19 protein-coding genes are annotated in these 20,093 nt (G+C 68.6%); 3 read left to right on the top strand and 16 right to left on the bottom strand.

All coding sequences use genetic code 11. From position 1 onward, the window contains the following. Nucleotides 1-14: 14 nt before the first annotated feature. The gene (thrC, locus tag KBZ13_RS00455; RefSeq protein ID WP_255005024.1) at nucleotides 15-1,301 is read right to left on the bottom strand and encodes a threonine synthase; all 1,287 of its coding nucleotides are present in this window, start codon (nucleotides 1,299-1,301) and stop codon (nucleotides 15-17) included. A gap of 131 nt (nucleotides 1,302-1,432) precedes the next feature. Between thrC and KBZ13_RS00460 the strand changes: the two genes are divergently transcribed. Next, the gene (locus KBZ13_RS00460; protein ID WP_255005025.1) at nucleotides 1,433-4,312 is read left to right on the top strand and encodes a UPF0182 family protein; all 2,880 of its coding nucleotides are present in this window, start codon (nucleotides 1,433-1,435) and stop codon (nucleotides 4,310-4,312) included. Between the two features lie 68 nt (nucleotides 4,313-4,380). Here the strand turns inward: KBZ13_RS00460 and fba are convergent, their stop codons facing one another. The 15 genes from fba to KBZ13_RS00535 form a co-directional block, all read right to left on the bottom strand. Further along, a complete protein-coding gene (gene fba / locus KBZ13_RS00465; protein WP_255005026.1) occupies nucleotides 4,381-5,454 on the bottom strand; it encodes a class II fructose-bisphosphate aldolase in 1,074 nt (357 codons plus the stop codon). Nucleotides 5,455-5,707: 253 nt separating this feature from the next. Beyond that, a complete protein-coding gene (locus tag KBZ13_RS00470) occupies nucleotides 5,708-6,847 on the bottom strand; it encodes a Gfo/Idh/MocA family protein (protein WP_255005027.1) in 1,140 nt (379 codons plus the stop codon). Continuing rightward, complete coding sequence (locus KBZ13_RS00475) at nucleotides 6,844-7,260, bottom strand: hypothetical protein (protein ID WP_255005028.1); 417 nt, start codon at nucleotides 7,258-7,260, stop codon at nucleotides 6,844-6,846. Before KBZ13_RS00475 ends, KBZ13_RS00470 begins: the two co-directional genes overlap by 4 nt. A gap of 16 nt (nucleotides 7,261-7,276) precedes the next feature. Further along, the gene (gene accD, locus KBZ13_RS00480) at nucleotides 7,277-8,155 is read right to left on the bottom strand and encodes an acetyl-CoA carboxylase, carboxyltransferase subunit beta (protein WP_255005815.1); all 879 of its coding nucleotides are present in this window, start codon (nucleotides 8,153-8,155) and stop codon (nucleotides 7,277-7,279) included. Between the two features lie 29 nt (nucleotides 8,156-8,184). Then, nucleotides 8,185-9,042: a prepilin peptidase gene (locus KBZ13_RS00485; RefSeq protein WP_255005029.1), complete on the bottom strand. Its 858-nt coding sequence runs from the start codon at nucleotides 9,040-9,042 to the stop codon at nucleotides 8,185-8,187. Nucleotides 9,043-9,049: 7 nt separating this feature from the next. Beyond that, the gene (locus tag KBZ13_RS00490; RefSeq protein ID WP_255005030.1) at nucleotides 9,050-9,409 is read right to left on the bottom strand and encodes a hypothetical protein; all 360 of its coding nucleotides are present in this window, start codon (nucleotides 9,407-9,409) and stop codon (nucleotides 9,050-9,052) included. 41 nt (nucleotides 9,410-9,450) lie between these two features. Then, complete coding sequence (locus tag KBZ13_RS00495) at nucleotides 9,451-10,353, bottom strand: phosphoribulokinase (RefSeq protein ID WP_255005031.1); 903 nt, start codon at nucleotides 10,351-10,353, stop codon at nucleotides 9,451-9,453. A 79-nt stretch (nucleotides 10,354-10,432) separates the two neighbouring features. Continuing rightward, the gene (gene leuB / locus KBZ13_RS00500; RefSeq protein ID WP_255005032.1) at nucleotides 10,433-11,506 is read right to left on the bottom strand and encodes a 3-isopropylmalate dehydrogenase; all 1,074 of its coding nucleotides are present in this window, start codon (nucleotides 11,504-11,506) and stop codon (nucleotides 10,433-10,435) included. Between the two features lie 79 nt (nucleotides 11,507-11,585). Next, the gene (lpxD, locus tag KBZ13_RS00505; protein WP_255005033.1) at nucleotides 11,586-12,623 is read right to left on the bottom strand and encodes a UDP-3-O-(3-hydroxymyristoyl)glucosamine N-acyltransferase; all 1,038 of its coding nucleotides are present in this window, start codon (nucleotides 12,621-12,623) and stop codon (nucleotides 11,586-11,588) included. Between the two features lie 39 nt (nucleotides 12,624-12,662). Beyond that, the gene (gene proB, locus KBZ13_RS00510) at nucleotides 12,663-13,784 is read right to left on the bottom strand and encodes a glutamate 5-kinase (protein ID WP_255005034.1); all 1,122 of its coding nucleotides are present in this window, start codon (nucleotides 13,782-13,784) and stop codon (nucleotides 12,663-12,665) included. Next, nucleotides 13,784-14,296, bottom strand: coding sequence for a YqeG family HAD IIIA-type phosphatase (locus tag KBZ13_RS00515; protein ID WP_255005035.1), 513 nt, complete (start codon nucleotides 14,294-14,296; stop codon nucleotides 13,784-13,786). The genes proB and KBZ13_RS00515 overlap by 1 nt, the downstream gene beginning before the upstream one ends. Next, nucleotides 14,293-14,844, bottom strand: coding sequence for a DUF3727 domain-containing protein (locus tag KBZ13_RS00520; protein ID WP_255005036.1), 552 nt, complete (start codon nucleotides 14,842-14,844; stop codon nucleotides 14,293-14,295). The genes KBZ13_RS00515 and KBZ13_RS00520 overlap by 4 nt, the downstream gene beginning before the upstream one ends. A gap of 19 nt (nucleotides 14,845-14,863) precedes the next feature. Next, nucleotides 14,864-15,340, bottom strand: coding sequence for a Holliday junction resolvase RuvX (gene ruvX, locus KBZ13_RS00525; RefSeq protein WP_255005037.1), 477 nt, complete (start codon nucleotides 15,338-15,340; stop codon nucleotides 14,864-14,866). Nucleotides 15,341-15,353: 13 nt separating this feature from the next. Further along, complete coding sequence (locus KBZ13_RS00530; protein WP_255005038.1) at nucleotides 15,354-16,400, bottom strand: hypothetical protein; 1,047 nt, start codon at nucleotides 16,398-16,400, stop codon at nucleotides 15,354-15,356. A gap of 66 nt (nucleotides 16,401-16,466) precedes the next feature. Then, nucleotides 16,467-17,654 (bottom strand): F420-0:Gamma-glutamyl ligase, encoded by a 1,188-nt coding sequence (locus tag KBZ13_RS00535; protein WP_255005039.1) that lies wholly within the window; start codon nucleotides 17,652-17,654, stop codon nucleotides 16,467-16,469. A gap of 83 nt (nucleotides 17,655-17,737) precedes the next feature. Here KBZ13_RS00535 and KBZ13_RS00540 point away from each other — a divergent pair, with 83 nt between their 5' ends. Together KBZ13_RS00540 and KBZ13_RS00545 are read left to right on the top strand one after the other, a co-directional pair. Next, nucleotides 17,738-19,129 carry a PhoH family protein gene (locus KBZ13_RS00540; RefSeq protein ID WP_255005040.1) on the top strand — a complete coding sequence of 464 codons (1,392 nt, stop codon included), beginning with the start codon at nucleotides 17,738-17,740 and terminating at the stop codon, nucleotides 19,127-19,129. Nucleotides 19,130-19,165: 36 nt separating this feature from the next. Then, the gene (locus tag KBZ13_RS00545; protein ID WP_255005041.1) at nucleotides 19,166-19,975 is read left to right on the top strand and encodes a fumarylacetoacetate hydrolase family protein; all 810 of its coding nucleotides are present in this window, start codon (nucleotides 19,166-19,168) and stop codon (nucleotides 19,973-19,975) included. Nucleotides 19,976-20,093 lie beyond the last annotated feature (118 nt).

Here is a 20,093-nt window from a genome sequence, read left to right on the forward strand (position 1 = left end):
GGGAAGGCCGGGGCTCAGGGGGTGAGCTGCTCCCAGGAGGCGCGTTGCAATGACTGGGCCCGCTCCCAGGCCGCATTGAAGCTGGCCAGCTGCGGTTCGATCGTCAGCGGTTCGCCCACGGCGGAACTGATCGCCTCGGTCGTCTTGAGGCCGTTGCCGGTGATGTAGGCGACGGTGGTCTCCTCCGGGTCGATCTTGCCCTGCTCCACCAGCTTCTTGAGCACGGCGATGGTGGTACCGCCGGCGGTTTCAGTGAACACCCCCTCGGTTTCCGCCAACAGCTGGATCCCGGCGACGATCTCGGCGTCGCTCACCGCGGCGATCGAGCCACCGCTGGAGCGGGCGATGTCGAGGGCATAGGGGCCATCGGCGGGGTTACCGATGGCGATCGATTTGGCAATCGTGTTCGGCTTGACCGGGGTGATGAAATCGCGCCCCTCAGCGAAGGCCTGGGCGATCGGGCTGCAGCCCTCGGCCTGGGCACCGCTGAAGCGGACGGGCTTCTCGTCCACCAGACCCACCTTGACGAACTCGTCGAAGCCCTTGCGGATCTTGGTGAACAGGGATCCCGAAGCCAATGGCGCCACGATGTGATCGGGCAGCTGCCAGCCCAGTTGCTCGATCACCTCAAAGCCCAGGGTCTTGGAGCCTTCGGAGTAGTAAGGGCGCAGGTTGATGTTGACGAAACCCCAGCCATAGGTGTTGGCCACCTCACAGCAGAGCCTGTTGACCTGGTCGTAGTTGCCTTTCACCGCCATCAAGGTGGGGTTGTAGATCAAGGTGCCGAGCACCTTGCCCAGCTCCAGATCAGCGGGGATGAACACGCAGCATTCAAGGCCGGCGTAGGCGGCGATCGCGGCGGTGGAGTTGGCCAGGTTGCCGGTGGAGGCACAACTCACCGTGGAGAAACCCAGCTCCTTGGCCCGGGTGAGGGCCACCGACACCACCCGGTCCTTGAAGGAGAGGGTGGGGGAATTGACACCGTCGTTCTTGATGTAGAGCTTCTTGAGGCCGAGGCGGCGGGCCAGGCGATTGGCGCGCAGCAGGGGGGTGAAGCCGGTGCCCACATCGATCGGATCGCCTTCGATCGGCAGGAAGTCGCGGTAGCGCCAGATCGAGACGGGGCCGGCTTCGATCGAGGCGCGGCTGACGCGGGCGCGGATGGCGTCGTAGTCGTAGACGACCTCAAGGGGGCCGAAACAGACGTCTTCGCAGACGTGACGGGCCGTGGCCGCGTAGGGATGGCCGCATTCCTTGCAACGCAGGCCCGTGAAGGTGGCGCGGGAGAGGGTGGCGGTCACATCCCGGAAACTGAGTTGAAGAAAGCTAGCAGCGCTCTCTAAGCTGGCCTTCAATAGCCGATTCTTTTGGTCGGGATTAGTGAGGCCTGGGGAACCCTTGCGCCCCTGGTGACGCGAACTAGCCTCACGCCGTGGCTTTTCGTCCCTTTCGCCGGCCGTTCCCGTGGCTTGCCGCGGCCCTGGGACTGCTTGTCGCCGCCACCGCGGTGCTGCTCCTCTCGCGGCTGTCGATCGAGTGGGAATGGTTCGCCCAGTTCGACTTCCAGCAGGTGCTGCTCCGCCGCTGGCTGCTGCAGCTGACGGCCTTCGTGCTCGTGATGGGGTTGGGGGTTCCGCTGCAACTGCAGCAACTGGGCCGTTGCTGGCGCCTTCGGTCCACAGGCGGAACCGGCAGCGCGCCGGCCAAGGTCCTGCCGCGCCTGACCTTGCTGCGGCTGGAGCCCGCACCGTTGGTGATCATGCTGGCGGTGCTGCTGCTGCTGCTGGTCGGTGGCCTCACCTACCTGTTCATGCAGGCCAGGGGGCTGATCAGCGCTCCGTTCAGCGGCGAGGTGATCACCGGCCTGCCGGCCCTGGCCGATCTACCGATCCCCCTCGTGGTCGCGTTGCTGGTGGCGCTACCCCTGCCCCTGCTGACCCGTCCATTCACCACGCTGCAACTCACGCTGGTGGCGGCCCTGGCCGGTTCGGCCACCGCCCTGGCGCGGGGCTGGAGCCTCTGGTTGCCAGCGCTGCTGGCGGTCCCCTTCGGCGAGGGGGATCCGCTCACCGGCTTCGACATCAGCTTCACCGTCTTGCGGCTGCCGGCGCTGAATCTGCTGCTGAGCATCCTTCTGGCCCAGACGATCGTGGGGTTCGCCGCCTGCCTCTGGCTCACCTTCAGCGAAGGAACCAGCCTCAGCGATCTGCGCTTCGTGGGCCTGAGCCGTGCCCAGCAAGGGGTGCTCAAGCCCCAGTTCGCGGTCCTCTGCCTGCTCGCCGCCTTCAGCACCGCCCTGGCCCCCTTCGATCTGATGGTGCAGGGCAGCGGGGTGGCCTCCGGCGCCGGATTCGTCGATCTGCATGTGCGCCTGCCGCTGCGGCTGCTGCTCGCCGCCCTGCTGGTGCTCACCGCCACGGGCCTGCTGGCCTCGGTGCGCCGTCACTGGTTGCGGCGAGTGGCATTGCTCCCCCTGCTGGCCACGCTGGTGCTGGTGCCGATCACCGAGTTCGTGGTCGCTCCTCTGGCGCAACGCTTCTGGGTGCAGCCGCGGGAGCTGGTGATGGAGGCGCCCTACATCGAGCGCAGCATCCGCGGCACCCGCCGAGCCTTCGGGCTGGAGGCGATCCAGGAGGGCACCCTCAATCCCCAGCAGAAGCTCACCCCTGCCGATCTGGAATCGGCGCCGGGAACCCTGGCCAACATCCGCCTGTGGGACAGTCGCCCCCTGCTGGCCGCCAACCGGCAGCTGCAGCAGTTAAGGCTGTACTACACCTTCCCCTCCGCGGCGGTGGACCGCTATCCGCTGCTGGGGGATCCCCTTCGCCGCGGCTCGCAGCAGGTCTTGATCGCGGCGCGGGAACTCGACAGCGGCGCCCTGCCGACCGGCTCGCGCACCTGGCTCAACCGCCATCTGGTGTTCACCCACGGCTACGGCTTCACCGTCTCGCCGGTGAACGTCTTCGGCCCTGACGGCCTGCCTCTGTTCTTCGTCAAGGACCTGGGCCGCAGCGGCCGGGTGCAGGGCATCCCCAAGCTGGGCATCAGCAACGCCGCCGCCGAGACGTCTCTGCCGGTGGGGGAACCGCGCCTGTACTACGCCTCGGCGCCGGCTCCCTATGTGATCGCCCCCACCAAGGTGCAGGAATTCGACTTCCCCGACGGGGAGCTGAACGTCTACACCCATTTCTCGGGGCGGCTCGGAATCCGCCTCGACTCCTCCTGGCAACGGCTCAAGGCAGCGGTCTACCTGCGCGAACCGCGGCTGCTGTTCAACGGTTCGTTGACACCCGACTCGCTGCTGCTGATCCGCAGGCAGGTGAACGAACGGCTGGAGGCCCTGGCGCCGTTCCTGCATTTCGAGGCCGAGCCGTATCTGGTCACGGCGCGGGTGGAGGGCTCCCCCGGCTTCGAGCCCTCCCAGCATCAGTACTGGATGCTCGACGGATTCACCAACAGCCGCAGTTACCCCTACAGCGACGCCAACGCCAAGGGCATCCGCTACTTCCGCAACCCGGTGAAGGCGGTGGTGGATGCCCACGACGGGCGCCTGTGGCTCTACGTGAACGATCCCAGCGATCCGGTGCTGCGCACCTGGCAGCGGGCGTTCCCTGAGCTGTTCCGCCCGCTGCAGGAGATGCCGGCGGCGCTGCTCAGCCACATCCGCGTGCCGCTCAGCCAGTTCGCGATCCAGTCGGAGCGTCTGCTGCGTTACCACGTCACCGATGTGCGTACCTTCTACAACGGTGACGACGTCTGGTCGATCCCGCTTGAGGTCTACGGCTCCAGCAACGTGCCCGTGGAGCCGTATCACGCCACCCTGCAGCTGCCAGGCAAGGAGCGGCCTGAATTCGTGCTGTTGCTGCCGTTCTCGCCCCTGCGCCGCACCAACCTGGTGGGCTGGCTGGCGGCGCGCAACGATCCCCCCCATTACGGCGAGCTGGTGCTAGTGCGCTTCCCCCAGCAGCGGCTGCTGCTGGGTCCGCAGCAGATCTCGGCCCTGATCGAGCAGGACCCGGTGATCAGCTTTCAGTTTGGCCTCTGGAACCGCACGGGCTCCCAGCTGCTTCGAGGCAATCTGCTGTTGCTGCCGGTGGGCCGGGGCCTGCTCTACGTGGAGCCCATCTACCTGCAATCGAAAAACAACAATCTGCCCACCCTGGTGCGGGTGGTGGTCACCGACGGTCGCCGCTTCGTGATGGAGCGCAGCCTCGACGACGCCCTCGCCCGGTTGGTGGGGCCCAAGGCCCAGGAGGCCCAGGGATTTGCCGCCCTGGAACAGGCGGCCGCGCCCGTCAAAGCAGCGCCCTGAGAAGCCGCACCGTCCCATGAAAAAGGGGCCCGAAGGCCCCTGAACCCATCCTTGGGCTGGTCTCGGATTCAGACGGCCACCGCGGTCTTCGGATCAAGAGCACCCTTGGCGTAGAGGCCGGCGTAGAAGTTGATGTCGCGTTGCTTGATCTTGCTGGCGTTGCCGGCACACCAGAACTGCTGATAGCGGTCGAGGCAGACCTGCTTCATGTAGGCCCGGGCGGGCTTGTTGAAGTGGCGGGGGTCGAAGTTGGAGGGATCTTTGAAGGCGGCTTCACGCACGGCTGCTGTGAAAGCCAGGCGGTTGTCGGTGTCGATGTTGATCTTGCGCACACCGTTGCGGATGCCTTCCTGGATCTCCTCGACGGGCACCCCGTAGGTTTCGGGGATCGCGCCGCCGTACTTGTTGATCATGTCCAGCCATTCCTGGGGCACGGAGGAGGAGCCGTGCATCACCAGGTGGGTGTTGGGGAGGGCCTTGTGGATCTCCGCGATCCGGGAGATCGCCAGCACCTCACCGGTGGGCTTGCGGGTGAATTTGTAGGCGCCGTGGCTGGTGCCGATGGCGATCGCCAGGGCATCCACCTTGGTCTTGGCGACGAAGTCGGCCGCCTCGGCCGGATCGGTGAGCAGCTGGTCGTGGGAGAGGGCGCCTTCGAAGCCGTGGCCGTCCTCGGCCTCACCCTTGCCGGTCTCCAGGGAGCCCAGGCAGCCCAGTTCGCCTTCGACGCTCACGCCGATGGCATGGGCCACATCCACCACTTCCTTGGTGACAGCCACGTTGTACTCGTAGCTGGCGGGGGTTTTGGCGTCGGCTTCGAGCGAGCCATCCATCATCACGGAGGTGAAGCCGTTGGCGGCGGCCCCAAAGCAGGTGGCGGGGCTGTTGCCGTGGTCCTGGTGCATCACCACCGGGATGTCGGGATAGGTTTCCACCGCCGCCAGGATCAGATGGCGCAGGAAGTTCTCACCGGCGTACTGACGGGCGCCGCGGGAAGCCTGCAGGATCACCGGGCTGTCGGTCTCGTAGGCCGCCTCCATGATCGACTGCACCTGTTCCAGGTTGTTGACGTTGAAGGCTGGGATGCCATAGCCGTTCTCTGCGGCATGGTCCAGCAGCAGCCGAAGCGGAACGAGCGCCATGGGAAGAATCCTCGGGGGTGTGGAGAGAGATGACAGGGATGAAGGCAGCCGTGATGAACGACGTTCACCCGGAGGCTTGGTCGCCTGGATTGCCTGGGTTGCCTGAACGGCGTTGAACGCCGACCTTGCTGAGCCTGTTCAAACTCTAGGGGATGCCCCTTGAACCCCTGCGAGGGAGCCCCAGACAGCGAAAGTGCTCTCACCAGATGGCCTGACGAGATCGCTGAGCGGGCCCCTGAAGAGAGGGCCTCACTCAGCCGAGCCGCTCCTGCAGGCCGCTGGCGGCGGAACGCTGGGCCGCATCGCAGCAGCGCTGGCTCAGGGCCGCCTCCGCCAGACCGGGCACCATGGGCCTGTCAGCGCGGACGGCCTCGGCCCACCAGCCCAGCAGCCGCCGCACCGGGGCGATCCGTCCATCCACCCAGGTGCGCGCAAAGGCCAGGGCCGGATCGGGGCTCACGCTCTGGAGCGGCTCACCGCCGCGGGAGATCCAGAGCTGGAAGCCGTGCACATAGTCGCCCTGGTTGTCAGACCCCAGCACCAGGGTGGCCTCACTGCCGTAGAGCTCGATCCAGTAGCCACGCCCCCGCCGCGTCACCGCCGCCAGGGTCAACTGGGCCGGCACCGTTCCGTTCACTCCAGCCCCCAGGCTGAGCTGGGCCAGGGCAATGTCCTCGGCATCGACCGCGGCCAACCGGCCGGAACCATCGGACAGCGGCCGCTCGGGGATCGCCACCCGGGTGCTGGCCGTCAGCTCCAGGGTGGGCCCGATCAGCCAGTGCAGGGTGTCGAAGGCGTGGCTGCCCAGGGAGCCGATCACGCCACCGCCCTGGTCCGCCTGGGCATACCAGTTCCAGGGGCGGCTCGCGTCACTGCGGCTGCCCATCAGCCAGTCGAGCTTCACCAGATAGGGCTCCCCCAGGGTGCCCTGTTCCAGCAGCGCCTTGAGCTGCTGGAACACCGGCACCGCCCGGTACTCGAAATCCACCGCCACACAGCACCGCCGAGCCAGGGCCAGCCGCCGCAGCTCCTCCACCTGGCCTGCCCCAAGGCCCACGGGCTTCTCCAGCAGCAGGTGCTTGCCGGCTTCCAGGGCCCGACAGGCCAGATCGAAGCGCACGGCGGGGGGGGTGGCGATCACCAGGGCCTCGATCGCCGGATCCGCCAGCAGGGCCTCGAAATCGCAGGTACCGGGCAACTCGGCGGCGCGACAGGCGGCCTCCAGCCGCTCGGCGCGCGGATGCCAGAGGGCCACCGGCTCGGTGAGCGGCTGATCCCGCAGGGCCGGCAGGTGCACCTTCTCGCCGAACCCCAGGCCGGCGATCGCCACCCTCAAAGGGGTCGCAGGTGAAGCCGCCAAGGGGGCCCCTGCCGTGGCGGGGACGGCACTCATCGGGCGGCCAGCAGCGGGGCTCCCGCGTCACAGGCCGCCTGCAGCACCGCGGCAATCAACGGATCGCCTCCAGCCGGTTGCCACTGGGCGCCGAACTGGGGCCAACCGCCGATGGAGGTGTCGCGGTAGAGCCCCTGGCCGCAGTCGAGATCCATCACATAGAGGGTGCCCAGTTTGGGCCGGGCCTCCAAATCAGCTTCGTCCGAGGCGGTGCGGAAACGGCTCAGCACCGTGAGTTGGCCGTCGCGGCCGACCCGCAGGCTGCCCGCATCCCACCACTGCTCCCCCTCGGCCGTGGTGCCCACCGAGCGCCACTCCAGCGGGGCCGCCCCAACCCCCGCCGGCAGCCCCATCCAGACGACCAGCGCCAGCAGCAGAGCGCACAGGAGCTTGATTGGTCTGAAACGGCCCATCACGTTCAATCCAGGTTCAGGCCTTCGCGGCGACGGTGGTGCAGCCATGGAGCCGCAACAGCCCCGCCAGGGTGGAGCGCAGGCGGGTGCGCGGCACGATGTGATCAACGAAGCCATGGTCCTGCAGGTATTCGGCGGTCTGGAAGCCGTCGGGCAACCGCTCCCGCAGGGTCTGCTCGATCACACGCCGGCCGGCGAAACCGATCAGCGCCTTGGGCTCGGCCAGGATCAGGTCGCCGAGCATGGCGAAGCTGGCGGTCACCCCGCCGGTGGTGGGGTGCGTGAGCAGGGGGATGTAGAGCAGTTCCGCCTGGCGGTGGTGCTGCAGGGCCCCGGAGATCTTCGCCATCTGCATCAGGCTCAGCATCCCCTCCTGCATGCGGGCGCCACCGGAAGCGCAGACGATCACCACCGGGATCCGCCGGGCGGTGGCCTCCTCGATCAGCCGGGTGAGGCGCTCGCCCACCACCGATCCCATCGAGCCGCCCATGAAGCGGAAATCCATCACCCCCAGGGCCAGGGGCAGACCCTCGATCCGGCACAGTCCCGTGACCACCGCATCCTTGAGGCCTGTGCTGAGCTGGCTGTCCCGCAGACGATCGGCGTAGCTGCGGCGGTCCTTGAAAGCCAGGGGATCGGTGGGCGTGAGCTCGCCATCGAGCACCTCAAAGCTGCCGGGATCGGCGATCAGCCGGATGCGCTCCTCGCTGTGGATGCGGTGGTGGTGGCCGCAGCCGCTGCAGACGCTGGCATGGGCGATCAGGTCTTTGCGGTAGACCACCAGGCCGCATTCGGGGCACTTGCTCCAGAGGCCGTCCCCCTCTTCGGGTTCCTGGGCGGCACGCACCACCGGAGTGGTCTTGCGACGATCGGCGAACCAGTCGAACAGCGACACGGCGGAGCGGACCCTGGGGGAATCAGCCATTAAAGGCCGGCAAAGCCCAGGCGCTCAGCGAACTGCCGCAGCCACCAGCCGTTGCCCCCCAGCCACAGGGCCACGCCGCCGGCCGCCAGGAAGGGACCGAAGGGAAAGGGCTCATGGCGCTTGAGCCGGCCCGTGAGGCGCCCCAGGCTGCCGAGCAGGGCACCGCCCAGCACCGCCAGGGCCACCGCCAGACCCATCCCGGCAAGCCCCAGCCAGGCCCCCAGCAGGGCGGTGAGCTTGGCGTCACCGAGGCCCAGGGCGGGCTGACCCATGGCCTTCTCGGCCAGCCAACTGAGCCCTTCAAAGGCCAGCAGACCGACGGCGGCGGCAAGCAGATGATCCAGCAACAGCCGCCGGCCGATGGCCTCCCCCTGGCTGAACCCCAATACCGCCGTCACGGCCCAGCCCAGGAGCACCCCCCAGCGGCAGAGCGGTTCCGGCAGCCACAGCTGATCGAGGTCGATCAGCACCAGCGGCACCAGCCAGCTCACGAACAGCCAGCCGGCCGCCAGCAGCAGCCAGGGGGCTGGAGCTCCCATGGCCGAGGGAACCGCCAGCAGCACCGCCACCCATAGCCCGGCGGTGAGCAGCTCCACCAGGGGGTAGCGGATGGCGATCGGGCCCCGGCAATGGCGGCAGCGGCCCCGCAGCAGCATCCAGCCGAGCAGGGGCAGGTTGTCGTACCAGCGCAGGCGGGTGCCGCAGTGGGGGCAGTGACTGGGGGGGGAAACGATCGATTCCTCCCGCGGAACCCGCCAGGCCACCACGTTCAGGAAGCTGCCGACGCAGGCCCCGATCAGCGCCGCCCCAAGGGGCAGAACCTGGACGCTGGCAAGAAGCGGAGCCGTGGCGCTCAAGCGGACCTCAGAGGGACTTCGGGGAGGAGGGTTTGCGGGGGAGGCGCAGCCGGGCTGAACCGCCGCGGCCCAGCCGGCCCCAGATCAGCTCGATCGGAACAAACTGCTCGTCCGGCAGCAGCACCGGCGGGTCAAAGACGATCCGCCCCTGGAGCGTGCTCAACCTGGCGTTGAGCACCACGCCGCAGACATCAGCTCCAGCGAAACAGTGATCGAGGGCCTGGAACAGAACCCGACGGGCGGCCTGGATGACCAATCGGCTGTTGATCTGATCGAGACGCAACTCTGGGGCTGCCTTGGTGGAGGCGCCCGAGATCAGAAACGAGGGGGCAGACTTCGTGGGTGTGGCGAAGGAAATCGGCCTCACCAGTACGAATGGCAGCACCAGACTAAGGGCTGACGCTGCAATCAGGCCAGCTTCTTCTTCTCTTCAATCATCCGATGGATGATCGGAGTGAGGATCAGCTCCATCGCGAAGCCCATCTTGCCGCCGCTCACCACGATGGAGGTGGGGCTGGACATGAAGGAGTCGTGGATCATGTCGAGCAGGTAGGTGAAGTCGATCCCCCACTTCTCGCGAGCCCCCTTGCGGAAGTGGACGATCACGAAGCTTTCATCTGCGGTGGGAATACTCCGAATCATGAAGGGGTTCGAGGTATCGACGGTGGAGACCCGCTGGAAGTTGATGTCGGTGCGGCTGAACTGCGGGCAGATGTGATTGATGTAATCGGGCATGCGGCGCAGGATCGTGTCCACCGTGGCCTCGGCCGAGTAGCCGCGCTCCTGGTTGTCACGGGCGATCTTCTGGATCCACTCCAGGTTCACGATCGGCACCACGCCGATCAGCAGGTCCGCCAACTTGGGCAGGTCGTAGCCCTCCCCAACCACGCCACCGTGCAGGCCCTCGTAGAAGAGCAGGTCGCTGTCGGCGGGGATGGTCTCCCAGGGGGTGAACTGGCCGGGCTGGAGGCTGGTGCCGAGGCGGGCGTTGTGCTCGGCAGCTTCCTCCACCGAGTGCAGGTAGTAGCGCTTCTGGCCGCTGCCGGTCTCGCCGTAGGTCTCGAAGAGTTCGGCGAGCTTGTCGAACAGGTTGGCCTCGGGGCCGAAGTGGGAGAAGTTTTCGCCATTGGCCACGGCAACGGCCATGGCTTCCTTCATCGGGCCCCGCTCGAAGCGGTGGTAGCTGTCGCCTTCCACCACGGCGGGATGGATGCCCTCGCGGGTGAAGATGTATTCGAAGGCACGCTTGACGGTGCTTGTTCCAGCGCCGGAGGAACCGGTGACAGACACAACCGGGTGACGCTTCGACATCGGAGCAAGGGGAGGAAAAGCGAATTCGAGTGTCGCAGATCGCCCGCCCGCCCCCGCTGCCGGCAGAGCTGAGCCGCCTTCAGAGCACCGCCAGCAGCTGCTCGCCCATGGCCTGGCAACCGAGCACCGTGGCGCCTTCGGCGGCCAGATCTCCGGTGCGGTAACCGGCCTCCAGCACCCGATCAACGGCACGCTCCAGATCGGCGGCAGCGGCCCCCTGGTGCAGGCCGATGCGCAGCAGCATGGCGGCCGAGAGCACCATCGCCAGCGGATTGGCCTTGTCGGTGCCGGCGATGTCGGGGGCGGAACCGTGCACCGGCTCGAACAGGCCTGGGCCTTCGGAGCCCAGGGAGGCCGAGGGCAGCATGCCGATCGAACCGGTGAGCATCGCCGCCTCGTCGCTGAGGATGTCGCCGAACAGATTGCTGGTCAGCAGCACATCGAACTGGCGAGGGTCCCGCACCAGCTGCATGGCGGCGTTGTCCACGTACATGTGGCTCAGCTCGACGGCGGGGTAGTCGGCGTGAATCGCCTCGACCCGATCGCGCCAGAGCTGGCTCACATCGAGCACGTTGGCCTTGTCCACCGAGCAGAGCCGGCCGCCGCGCTGGGCAGCCAGCTCGAAGCCCACCCTGGCGATGCGGTCGATCTCGTCATCGGAGTAGGCCATGGTGTTGAAGGCACGCACGTGGCCATCGGCCTCGACGCGGCCCTTGGGGGTGCCGAAGTAGATCCCCCCGGTGAGCTCCCGCACCACCAGCAGATCCACGCCTCTGATCACCTCCGGGCGCAGGCTGCTGGCGTCGATCAGGGCGCTCAGGATCTTCACAGGCCGCAGGTTGGCGAACAGGCCCAGGCCCGAACGCAGGGCCAGCAGGCCGGTCTCGGGGCGCTGTTCCCGGGGCAGGGCGTCGTACTGGTAGCCGCCGATGGCCGCCAGCAAAACGGCGTCGCTGGCGCGGCAGGCCTCCAGGGTGGCCTCGGGCAGGGGCACGCCGGTGGCGTCGATGGCGGCCCCACCCACGGGCTGCTCGTCGTAATCGAGCGCGAAGCCGTGGCGGGCGCTGACCGCATCCAGCAGCTGCCGGGCCACTGCCGTGATTTCCGGCCCGATGCCGTCACCGGGCAGCAGGGTGAGGCGGTAGCGGGTCATGGCAGGTAGGAGCGGCTGGCGGTTGCGTGGCGCGAAGCTACCCCAGCGGTGATGGCCCGCCGAGGCGGGCGGTCCTGGCTCAGCTTGCGTCGCGGCTCAGCTGGCGCAGGGTGCGTGCCATCTCCGGCAGCTTGTTGAAGGCGGCCGAGCAGCGCAGCCAGAGCCGGTTGGGGATCGCCGGGTAGCCGCTCACCACCTCACCGGCGGCCACCTCGCCGTGGATGCCGGATTTGGAGGAGGCGATCGAGCGGTCGCCCATCACGGCCTTGTTGGCCAGGCCCACCTGGCCGGCCAGGATCACGCCGTTGCCGAGGCGGGCGCCGCCGGCGATGCCCACCTGGGCCGCCAGGGCGCAGCCCTGGCCCGTCACCACCCCATGGCCGATGTGCACGAGGTTGTCGATCTTGGTGCCAGCGCCGATGCGGGTCTCCCCCACCGAGGGCCGATCGATCGTGCTGCCGCAACCCACCTCGACCCCCTCCTCAAGCACCACCAGGCCGGTCTGGGGCATCTTGCGCCAGCCGCTGGCGGTGGGCACGAAGCCGAAACCCTCCGACCCCACGACCGCGTTGGAATGCACCACGCAGGCGCGTCCCAGGCGGGAACCGGGGTGGAGGACGGCGTTGGCGTGGATCTCGCAGCCCTCCGCCAGCACCACGTCGTCGTAGAGCACCACGCCGGGGTGGAGGGTGGAGCCCTCACCCACCACCGTGCCCTCACCCACCACCACATGGGCCGCGATGGACACACCGGCGCCGAGGCTGGCACTGGGATCGACCACGGCGCTGGGGTGGATGCCGCTGGGCCGGGGCCTGGCTGGATAGAGCGCTTCGAGTGCCTCGGCAAAACCGAGGCGGGGGTTCTTCAAGGCCACCCAGGCCAGGCCGGCCGACGTCGCCTGCTCCTGCAGGGCCGGGTCGCTGGGGAGCAGCAGGGCGCCGGCGCCGCTGGCCGCCAGTTGGGCCGCCAGGCTGTGGCCCGCCTCCAGAAAACTGAGCTGGGAAGGGCCCGCCTGATCGAGGGCGGCGGCACCGGAGAGCTCGGGATCCGCAGCCAGATGGGGCTCACCGGCGGCGTTGCCGGGGCTGAGCCGGGCCAGCAGTTCACTGAAGCGCATTCCGCCGATCGCCAGCCGCGGCCGGATGGTAGGTCGGCCTCAGGCCAGGGCGGCGGGGGCGGTTAGCACCAGGTGGTCGCGGTGCACCACCGCAACGCCCACATCGGCGCCCAGGGTGCGCTGGAGCGTCTCACTGCTCTGGCCGATCACCAGGGCCAGCTCCTCACTGCTCAGGGCGCTCAGGCCGCGGCCGAGCTCGCGGCCATCAAGGGCCATCAGGCGCACGGCATCGCGGCGCTCGAAGCGACCATCCACCTGCCGGATGCCCACCGCCAGCAACGAGGCGCCGCGCTCCAGCAGGGCGCGCTCGGCGCCAGGGTCGATCCAGAGCTTTCCCTTGGGCACCAGGGCATGGGCCAGCCAGCCCTTGCGATCCGGCAGGGGTTCGGGGCTGGGCTGGAACACGGTGCCCAGGCTCTCCCCGGCCAGCAGGGCCTCGAGCACAGCCGGATCGCGGCCATCGGCCAGGCGCACGCGGATCCCACTGGAGGTGGCGATGCGGGCCGCCGCCAGCTTGGTGGTCATGCCTCCAGTGCCCCACTGGCCGCCGCCCGTGGCCACGCCGCTGAGCCGTTCCAGTTCCGCGAGGCTGCCCACCTCCTCGATCGGCTCGGCGTTGGCGTCGCGCCGGGGATCCCCTGAGTAGAGGCGGTCCACGTCGGTGAGCAGGATCAGCTCGTTGGCCCCCACCGCCACCGCCACCAGGGCCGAGAGGGTGTCGTTGTCGCCAAAGCGCAGCTCGTGGGTGGCCAGGGTGTCGTTCTCGTTGATGATCGGCACCACGCCCCAGGCCAGGAGCTGCTCCAGGGTGCGGCAGGCGCTCTGGTAACGGCGGCGGGAGGCGAGATCGCCGCGGGTCAGCAGCACCTGGGCCACCGTCTGGCCGTGGGCGGAAAAGGCGGCGTCATAGAGGCCCATCAGGCGTCCCTGACCCACGGCAGCGGCGGCCTGGAGCGCCGCCACCTCCTTCGGGCGCCCCGGCAGCTCCAGGGCGCGGCAGCCCAGCCCCACCGCACCGCTGGTGACCAGGGCCACGCTGTGGCCATCCGCGCGCTGACGGCTGAGGCTGGCGGCCAGATCAGCGATCACGGCGGCGGTGTCGCGCCCGGCGATCCCCCGCAGCAGGCTGGTTCCCACCTTGATGACACGGCGCACGGGCATCAGCCCAGTTCGCTGCCCACCCAGCGGGCCAGGCGGAGCTCGAAGTTCTGCAGCCGGTCGTGCTCGCAAGGCTGACCCACCGCGTTCACCGGCTTGACCAGCACCGTGTAGAGACCCAGCCGGTTGCCGGCCAGCACATCGGTGAACAGGCGATCACCCACCAGGGCCACCTGCTGCGGGGGCAGATTCAGCTCGGCCAGCACCCGGCGCAGGGCGCTGCGGCGGGGCTTGCCGGCGGAGGCGGTGAAGGGCACCCCGATCCGCTCGGCCACGGCGCCGATGCGCGCCTTGGAGGGGTTGTTGCTGAACAGCCGCAGCTCCAGGTGCTCCTGGGCCCGCTGGAGCCAAGCCTCGATCGGTGCCGGCAACTCCGTGCGCCGCGCGGGCAGCAGGGTGCGATCCACATCGAGCACCAGGGCGCGCAGCGGCACCGCCAGCAGCCGCTCCAGCGACAGCTCCGCCAGGGTGCCGCTGGCGAGCCAGTCGGGTTGCAGCAACTGGGGGAGATTCAATCCTCGCTCTCCCTCTCCTCAAGCTCGGCTTCGATGCGGGGCTGGACACGATCAAATTCCTCCCCCTCCACCAGCACCGCTTCGCCGTCGGTGATCCGCGCCAGCACGAAGAAGGGATCGAGGGGAATGAACAGGCCGTACTCCTGGTCGTCGGCGCGGAACTGGATCAGCAGTTCATAGGCGTCGGTGTCGTCGTCGAGGTCGTCCTCCTCGTCGTCGAAGTCATCGGGATCGGGCTCTTCGAGCTCACCGCTGACCGTGAGCGTGACGGCAGAGCGCACCAGGGTGAGGTCGTGCTCCTGGAGGACCACATCGGCCACCGAGAGGATCGGCTCGGCCGCGTCCACCGATTCGATCACCTCCGGTTCAGCGTCGTCTTCGAGACGCACCAGACACACTGGGGTGTCCACCGGGGTGAGCAGGGCGTAGTCGTGGCCGTCGAGGGGAATCAGCTGCTCGAGAAAACACAGCAGTTCCCTGCCGCGCTCACGCACCAGCACCGTGGGCACGTCACCGGATCCGGAGATGGAGGGGCCTTCGGCGCTCATGGTGCGAGTTCAGATCTGCTCAGAATGAATCAGCGTGGTCCCGGCGGCCCGGATCGATGGCCGCCGCTCCGACCGGTAGCGGCTCAGGCCCTTCCACCAACCACTGCTGCAGCAGCAGGGCGGCGGCGGCGCTGTCGAGGGCGCCGCTGCGGTCGCCGTGCAGGTGATGCTGGTCCGCGGCGGCCCAGCTGCTGGCGTGCTCGTTCACCCAGGCCAGGGGCAGATCAAGGTCGCGGGCAAGGCGTTCGCCGTAGCGACGGCAGTGGCGTGCCTGCTCGGTGGGTTGCTGGTTCCCGTCCAGGGGCAGGCCCACCACCAGCGCCCGTACCCGCCGCTGGGACACCACCAGCTGCAGCTTGGCCCGGTCGAGGGCATAACGGCCCCGCAGCAGGGGTGGCAGCGGAGTGACGGTGAGGCCGAGGGGATCGCAGCCGGCCAGGCCCAGGCGGCGGCGGCCCACATCAAGGGCCAGCACGGACTGGGGCTGGGGCTTCAAAGGAGCTGGGGCTTCAACGGGGCTGGAGCACGGGGGTAGGCAGGGGCCGCCGACGGGGCTGCCAGCTCTCGAGCATCGCCTCCAGCCGGCGAGCCGCCTGGCGGGAGGGTTGGGGCTCCTGGCGCCGCCAGACGCTGCGCGCCATCAGCACCTCTTCTCCCTCGGGCCGCAGCCCCAGCCCGCGCAGCCAGCCGTTGCGGGGTTGATCGAGCACATCACTGCGCAGCAGCACCCCATCAAGGCCAGCGGCCGCCTCCCACATCAGGCGCTCAACCGGCGCCCCCAGCATCTGCTCCCATCCTGGGTGGATGGTGAGTTCCAGTTCGGGCAGGGACTGACCCGGCTCACTGCGCAGTCGGCGCACGGCCGCGACCGCCTGGCGGCGGCTGGTATCGATCAACAACAGGCTGGGGGCGCCGCTGTGGTCGAGCAGGTCTTCGACGCGGCGATCCAGCAACTGGCGCAGGTGGGCCGGACAGGCGGCCTGCTCCAGGTGCCAGAGCAGCGGGGCATTGCGGCGCTGGAGGGGCCGCACCTGCAAATCAGTCGGGAGCGCGGCCAGATCGGGGGAGATCGCGGCGGGGGACCAGCGCCACAGGATTTCGGTGCGCTGGGGCTGGAAGCCCAGCTGGCGCAGCAGGGCCAGGCGGTCACCATCGAGGCTGGAGGCGCTGGCGATCCAGCTGGCGGCGCCATGGCTGCGCTGAATCGCCTCCCGCAGCAGGGCCGTTTCCACCGCCAGGGTGCTGGGGCGGTCACCGCCTCCGGCCGCCTCACCATCGGCCACCCGCAGGTGACGCAACTCCCAGCAGCTGCCGCTGCGGTTGAGCCGCTGGCTCACCACCAGCCCGAACAGTCGCTGATCGGCTCCGGAGGCCACCAGCACCTGGGGCGCCAGGGGCCTACGGGAGGCCACCATGCTCAGCAGCCAGTCCGGTCCCTGCAGCAACAGCGCTCGCTGCAACAGCGGCTGCAAATCCAGGTAGGCGGCCTCGTGCAGCAGGGGGAGATGCCAACCCTGCAGCGGTTCGATCACCAATCCCCGGGGGTCGTGACGCACGGCAGTGGCGCTGATGGGTGGCTCGCGCTGAGCTTCAACTGTATCGACCCTGGTCGATTGCCGGGATCAGGCGGGTCGTACCACCACCAGCGGGGTGCGCTCGTTGGCATTGCCAGCGGGGTTGGGGCGCAGGGCCCGTTGCAGCAGCGCTTCATCGCAGCCGGCGCTGGAGGCGAGCACCTTGACCCGCCCCAGGTCGTTCACATCGACCACAGCCACGGGCACCCCCAGCTCCGCCGCGAGCTCGCGGCAGGTGCGCTCGGGCTGATCAGGGCCCAGCACGATCGTCTGGTCATAGGGGGGGGTGGTACCGGTGATGTCATCGATCAGCCGGGCCTGGGAGCCGGCGAGGCGATAAAAGCCCCCTTTGCTGCCCACCAGCTTGAGCAGGCTGCCCAGGATCCAGGCCAAGAGCACCCGGGCGGGACCCACCTGGTCGATCAGGGTCTGCAGGCCGCAGGCGGTGGCCAGGCTGCTGGTGGGATGGAACACGCGGCAGAGCAGCCGGGCCAGGGCCGAGGGCTGCACAGTGGACGGGTGGTGGTAACGCCCCTGGATCACCGCCAGGGGCGTCTCGCCGATGGTGAGGATGTCGCCCGGCTGGAGCACGGCGCCCGCATAACGCCGGAGCACCTCGATCGGATCGTCAAGCACCCCCAGCAGGTGAGTGCGCACCGGAAGAACGCGGCAGCCATCCCCCAGGCGCCATTGGGCCGCCTCCGGTGCCACGGGAGCGGGCCTGCGCAGGGGCACCAACAGGCCATCACGGCGCTCAAGGCGGCCGAAGGGGCCGTAATTCACCCAAAAAACATCCACCCAGAGGGTGTCGATCAGGGAGTTGAGATCGATACCGGCGGGGGCCTCGATGCGCACGGTCAACCTCGCCCGGGTGCGCTTGTGGCCTTTGACGATGTAGGCGGCCCAGTAGCCATCGGCTCGGGCCTCCTCATCGGGGTGAAGCGCCTCGATGCGTGTGCTGACCTTGAGCTGGTCGAGCCGACCCGTGCCCAGCAGGGTGGGCAGCACGCGCAGTTCGGGCACCATCACCTCCATGCGCCGGTGGGGGTTGGCGATCTCGATCTCACCGATCGCCTTGAGGCCCTGATCGAAGGGGCGCACGGACCAGGGACCCGAACGCAGGATCAGCGGCGAGGCGGGCCGCAGCCGATGGCGCAACTCCAGCACCAGCAGCGTGAGCCCGAACAGCAGGGCCACCGACAGGAGCAGGCTGAGCGGAAGGGAAAGGGCAGGCACGCCGGGCTGGTGAGGTCTGCGGGAGCGTAGGTCGGGCCAAGGCGGGGGTAGGTTTTCAACCAGGCCAGGCCCAGGGGGGCGCCATGCGCAAGACCTTCGTTCTCGACACCAACGTCCTGCTGCACGACCCCCGTGCCCTCACCCGCTTCGAAGACAACGATGTGGTGATCCCGATCGAGGTGGTCGAGGAAATCGACCGCTTCAAGCGGGACTCCTCCGAGAAAGGCCGCAATGCCCGTCAGGTGTCACGGCTGCTGGATGGCCTGCGGCAGAAGGGCAACCTGTCCGACGGGGTGGAGATCGACGACGTTCACCACGGCCTCCTCAAGGTGGTGTTCTGCCGGAGCGAGACCCTCAGCCAGTTGCCGCCGGAGCTGAAGGCGGGCAACGGCGACAACAACATCCTGGCCGTGGCCCTGGAGCAGCGGCTGCAGGAGGTGATGGGCAGCAAGCGACCGGTGGTGCTGGTCACCAAGGACACCAACCTGCGCATCAAGGCCGATGCGGTGGGGCTGATCGCCCAGGACTACAGCACTGACAAGGTGGACCTGGCGGACCTCTACCCGGGGTTCTGTGAACTGCCGGTGAGTGCCGCTCTGATGGAGCAGTTTAAGGGCGGCGGGGGCCTGGGGATCGATCAGTTGCCCGACGGGGCGCGCTCGGGGGTGACGCTCCAGGCCAATGAAGGGGTGACGCTGGTGGATGAACTCCAGGGCAACCACACCCTGCTGGCCCGCTACGACGGGGCGACCCGCCGCCTGCAGCCGCTGCAGAAGGTGCATCGGATCAAGCTGGGGCGCATCCTGCCGCGGAACCGCGAGCAGACCTTCGCCCTCGATCTGCTGCTGGATCCGGCCATCCAGCTGCTCACGCTGGTGGGCAAGGCGGGCACGGGCAAGACCCTGCTGGCCCTGGCGGCGGGGCTGCACCAGGTGGCCGATGACCACCTCTACGACCGGTTGCTGGTGACCCGGCCGGTGATCCCCCTGGGCAAGGACATCGGCTTTCTGCCCGGCGATCTGCAGGACAAGCTGGGCCCCTGGATGCAGCCGATCATCGACAATCTCGATTTCCTGCTCGGATCCAGCGCCAGCGATGAACCAGGGGCCGGCCGCGGGCGGGGGAACCGGGCCCAGCGCAGCAACTGGGCCGACCTCAAGGGCATGGGGCTGCTGGAGGTGGAGGCGATCAGCTACATCCGCGGCCGCTCGATTCCACGGCAGTTCATGGTGGTGGATGAGGCCCAGAACCTCACCCCCCACGAGGTCAAAACGATCGTCACCCGGGTGGGTGAGGGCACCAAGATCGTGCTCACCGGCGACCCTTATCAGATCGACAATCCCTATGTGGATGCCGACAGCAACGGCCTCACCTGGCTGGTGGAGCGCTTCAAGGGCCAGGTCCTGGCGGGCCATGTGACCTTGATGCGGGGCGAGCGCTCGGAGCTGGCGGAGTTGGCGGCGAATCTGCTTTGAGGCCCGGCAGGCCGCCGCTGGGCCAGGATTGAACCGATGAAGGTGCTTCGCTACGTCGATCCCCAGGGCATCATCCACCTGGCGGTGCAGCACTCCGACGGCTCCCACGAGCGCCTGAACGGCGAGCTGTTCGGCGCCCTCAACCCCAGTGGGGAGGCTGCCGACGTCAAGCGGGTGCTGGCGCCCCTGGAGCCAGGAACCATCTACTGCATCGGCCTCAATTACCGCCAGCACGCCGCCGAAACCGGCGCCGCCCTGCCTGAGCGGCCGGTGCTGTTCATGAAGGCCGCCTCCGCCCTGCAGCACCCCGGTGGGCCCATCGAACTGCCCCGGGCGCTGGCCAGCGACTCCGTCGACATTGAGGGTGAGTTGGCGGTGGTGATTGGCCGCCGCTGCAAGAACGTGCCGCGTGAGCGGGCCCTCGAGGTGGTGCTCGGTTACACCTGCGCCAACGATGTGAGCGCCCGCGACTGGCAGAAACGCCTGGGGGGCGGCCAGTGGTGCCGCGGCAAGACCTTCGACACCTTCGCCCCCCTGGGCCCGCTGCTGGTGACGGCCGATGAGATCCCCGACCCCAACAGCCTGCGCCTGCGCACACTCCACAACGGCGTGACCGTGCAGGACGCGAGCACCAGCGACATGATCTTCGATGTGCCGGCGCTGATCGAATTCCTCAGCGGCAGCACCACCCTGTTGCCCGGCACCGTGATCCTCACCGGCACCCCCAGCGGCGTCGGCATGGCCGCTGATCCACCCCGCTGGCTTCAGAGCGGCGATCGCGTCGGTGTGCTGATTGAGGGCATCGGCCAGCTGGACAACCCGGTGATCGAGGAGCCACTCGGCTGAGGCCCGACACGATCACGCCGTGAACGGCACTCCCAGCTCAGGCTTCCCGGCGCTGATCACCTCCCAGGTGGAGCCATGGGCAGCGGCTTGGGCCTGGGGCAACAGGTGTTGCTGTCCA

The organism is Cyanobium sp. ATX 6F1 (assembly GCF_024346315.1).
Lineage (GTDB): Bacteria > Cyanobacteriota > Cyanobacteriia > PCC-6307 > Cyanobiaceae > ATX-6F1.

Excerpts from the sequence above, each read along its gene's own strand:
- fba (WP_255005026.1), bottom strand. The coding sequence starts at position 5,454 with ATGGCGCTCGTTCCGCTTCGGCTGCTGCTGGACCATGCCGCAGAGAAC.
- KBZ13_RS00470 (WP_255005027.1), bottom strand. The coding sequence starts at position 6,847 with ATGAGTGCCGTCCCCGCCACGGCAGGGGCCCCCTTGGCGGCTTCACCT.
- KBZ13_RS00475 (WP_255005028.1), bottom strand. The coding sequence starts at position 7,260 with ATGGGCCGTTTCAGACCAATCAAGCTCCTGTGCGCTCTGCTGCTGGCG.
- KBZ13_RS00495 (WP_255005031.1), bottom strand. The coding sequence starts at position 10,353 with ATGTCGAAGCGTCACCCGGTTGTGTCTGTCACCGGTTCCTCCGGCGCT.
- leuB (WP_255005032.1), bottom strand. The coding sequence starts at position 11,506 with ATGACCCGCTACCGCCTCACCCTGCTGCCCGGTGACGGCATCGGGCCG.
- lpxD (WP_255005033.1), bottom strand. The coding sequence starts at position 12,623 with ATGCGCTTCAGTGAACTGCTGGCCCGGCTCAGCCCCGGCAACGCCGCC.
- proB (WP_255005034.1), bottom strand. The coding sequence starts at position 13,784 with ATGCCCGTGCGCCGTGTCATCAAGGTGGGAACCAGCCTGCTGCGGGGG.
- KBZ13_RS00520 (WP_255005036.1), bottom strand. The coding sequence starts at position 14,844 with ATGAGCGCCGAAGGCCCCTCCATCTCCGGATCCGGTGACGTGCCCACG.
- KBZ13_RS00540 (WP_255005040.1), top strand. The coding sequence starts at position 17,738 with ATGCGCAAGACCTTCGTTCTCGACACCAACGTCCTGCTGCACGACCCC.
- KBZ13_RS00545 (WP_255005041.1), top strand. The coding sequence starts at position 19,166 with ATGAAGGTGCTTCGCTACGTCGATCCCCAGGGCATCATCCACCTGGCG.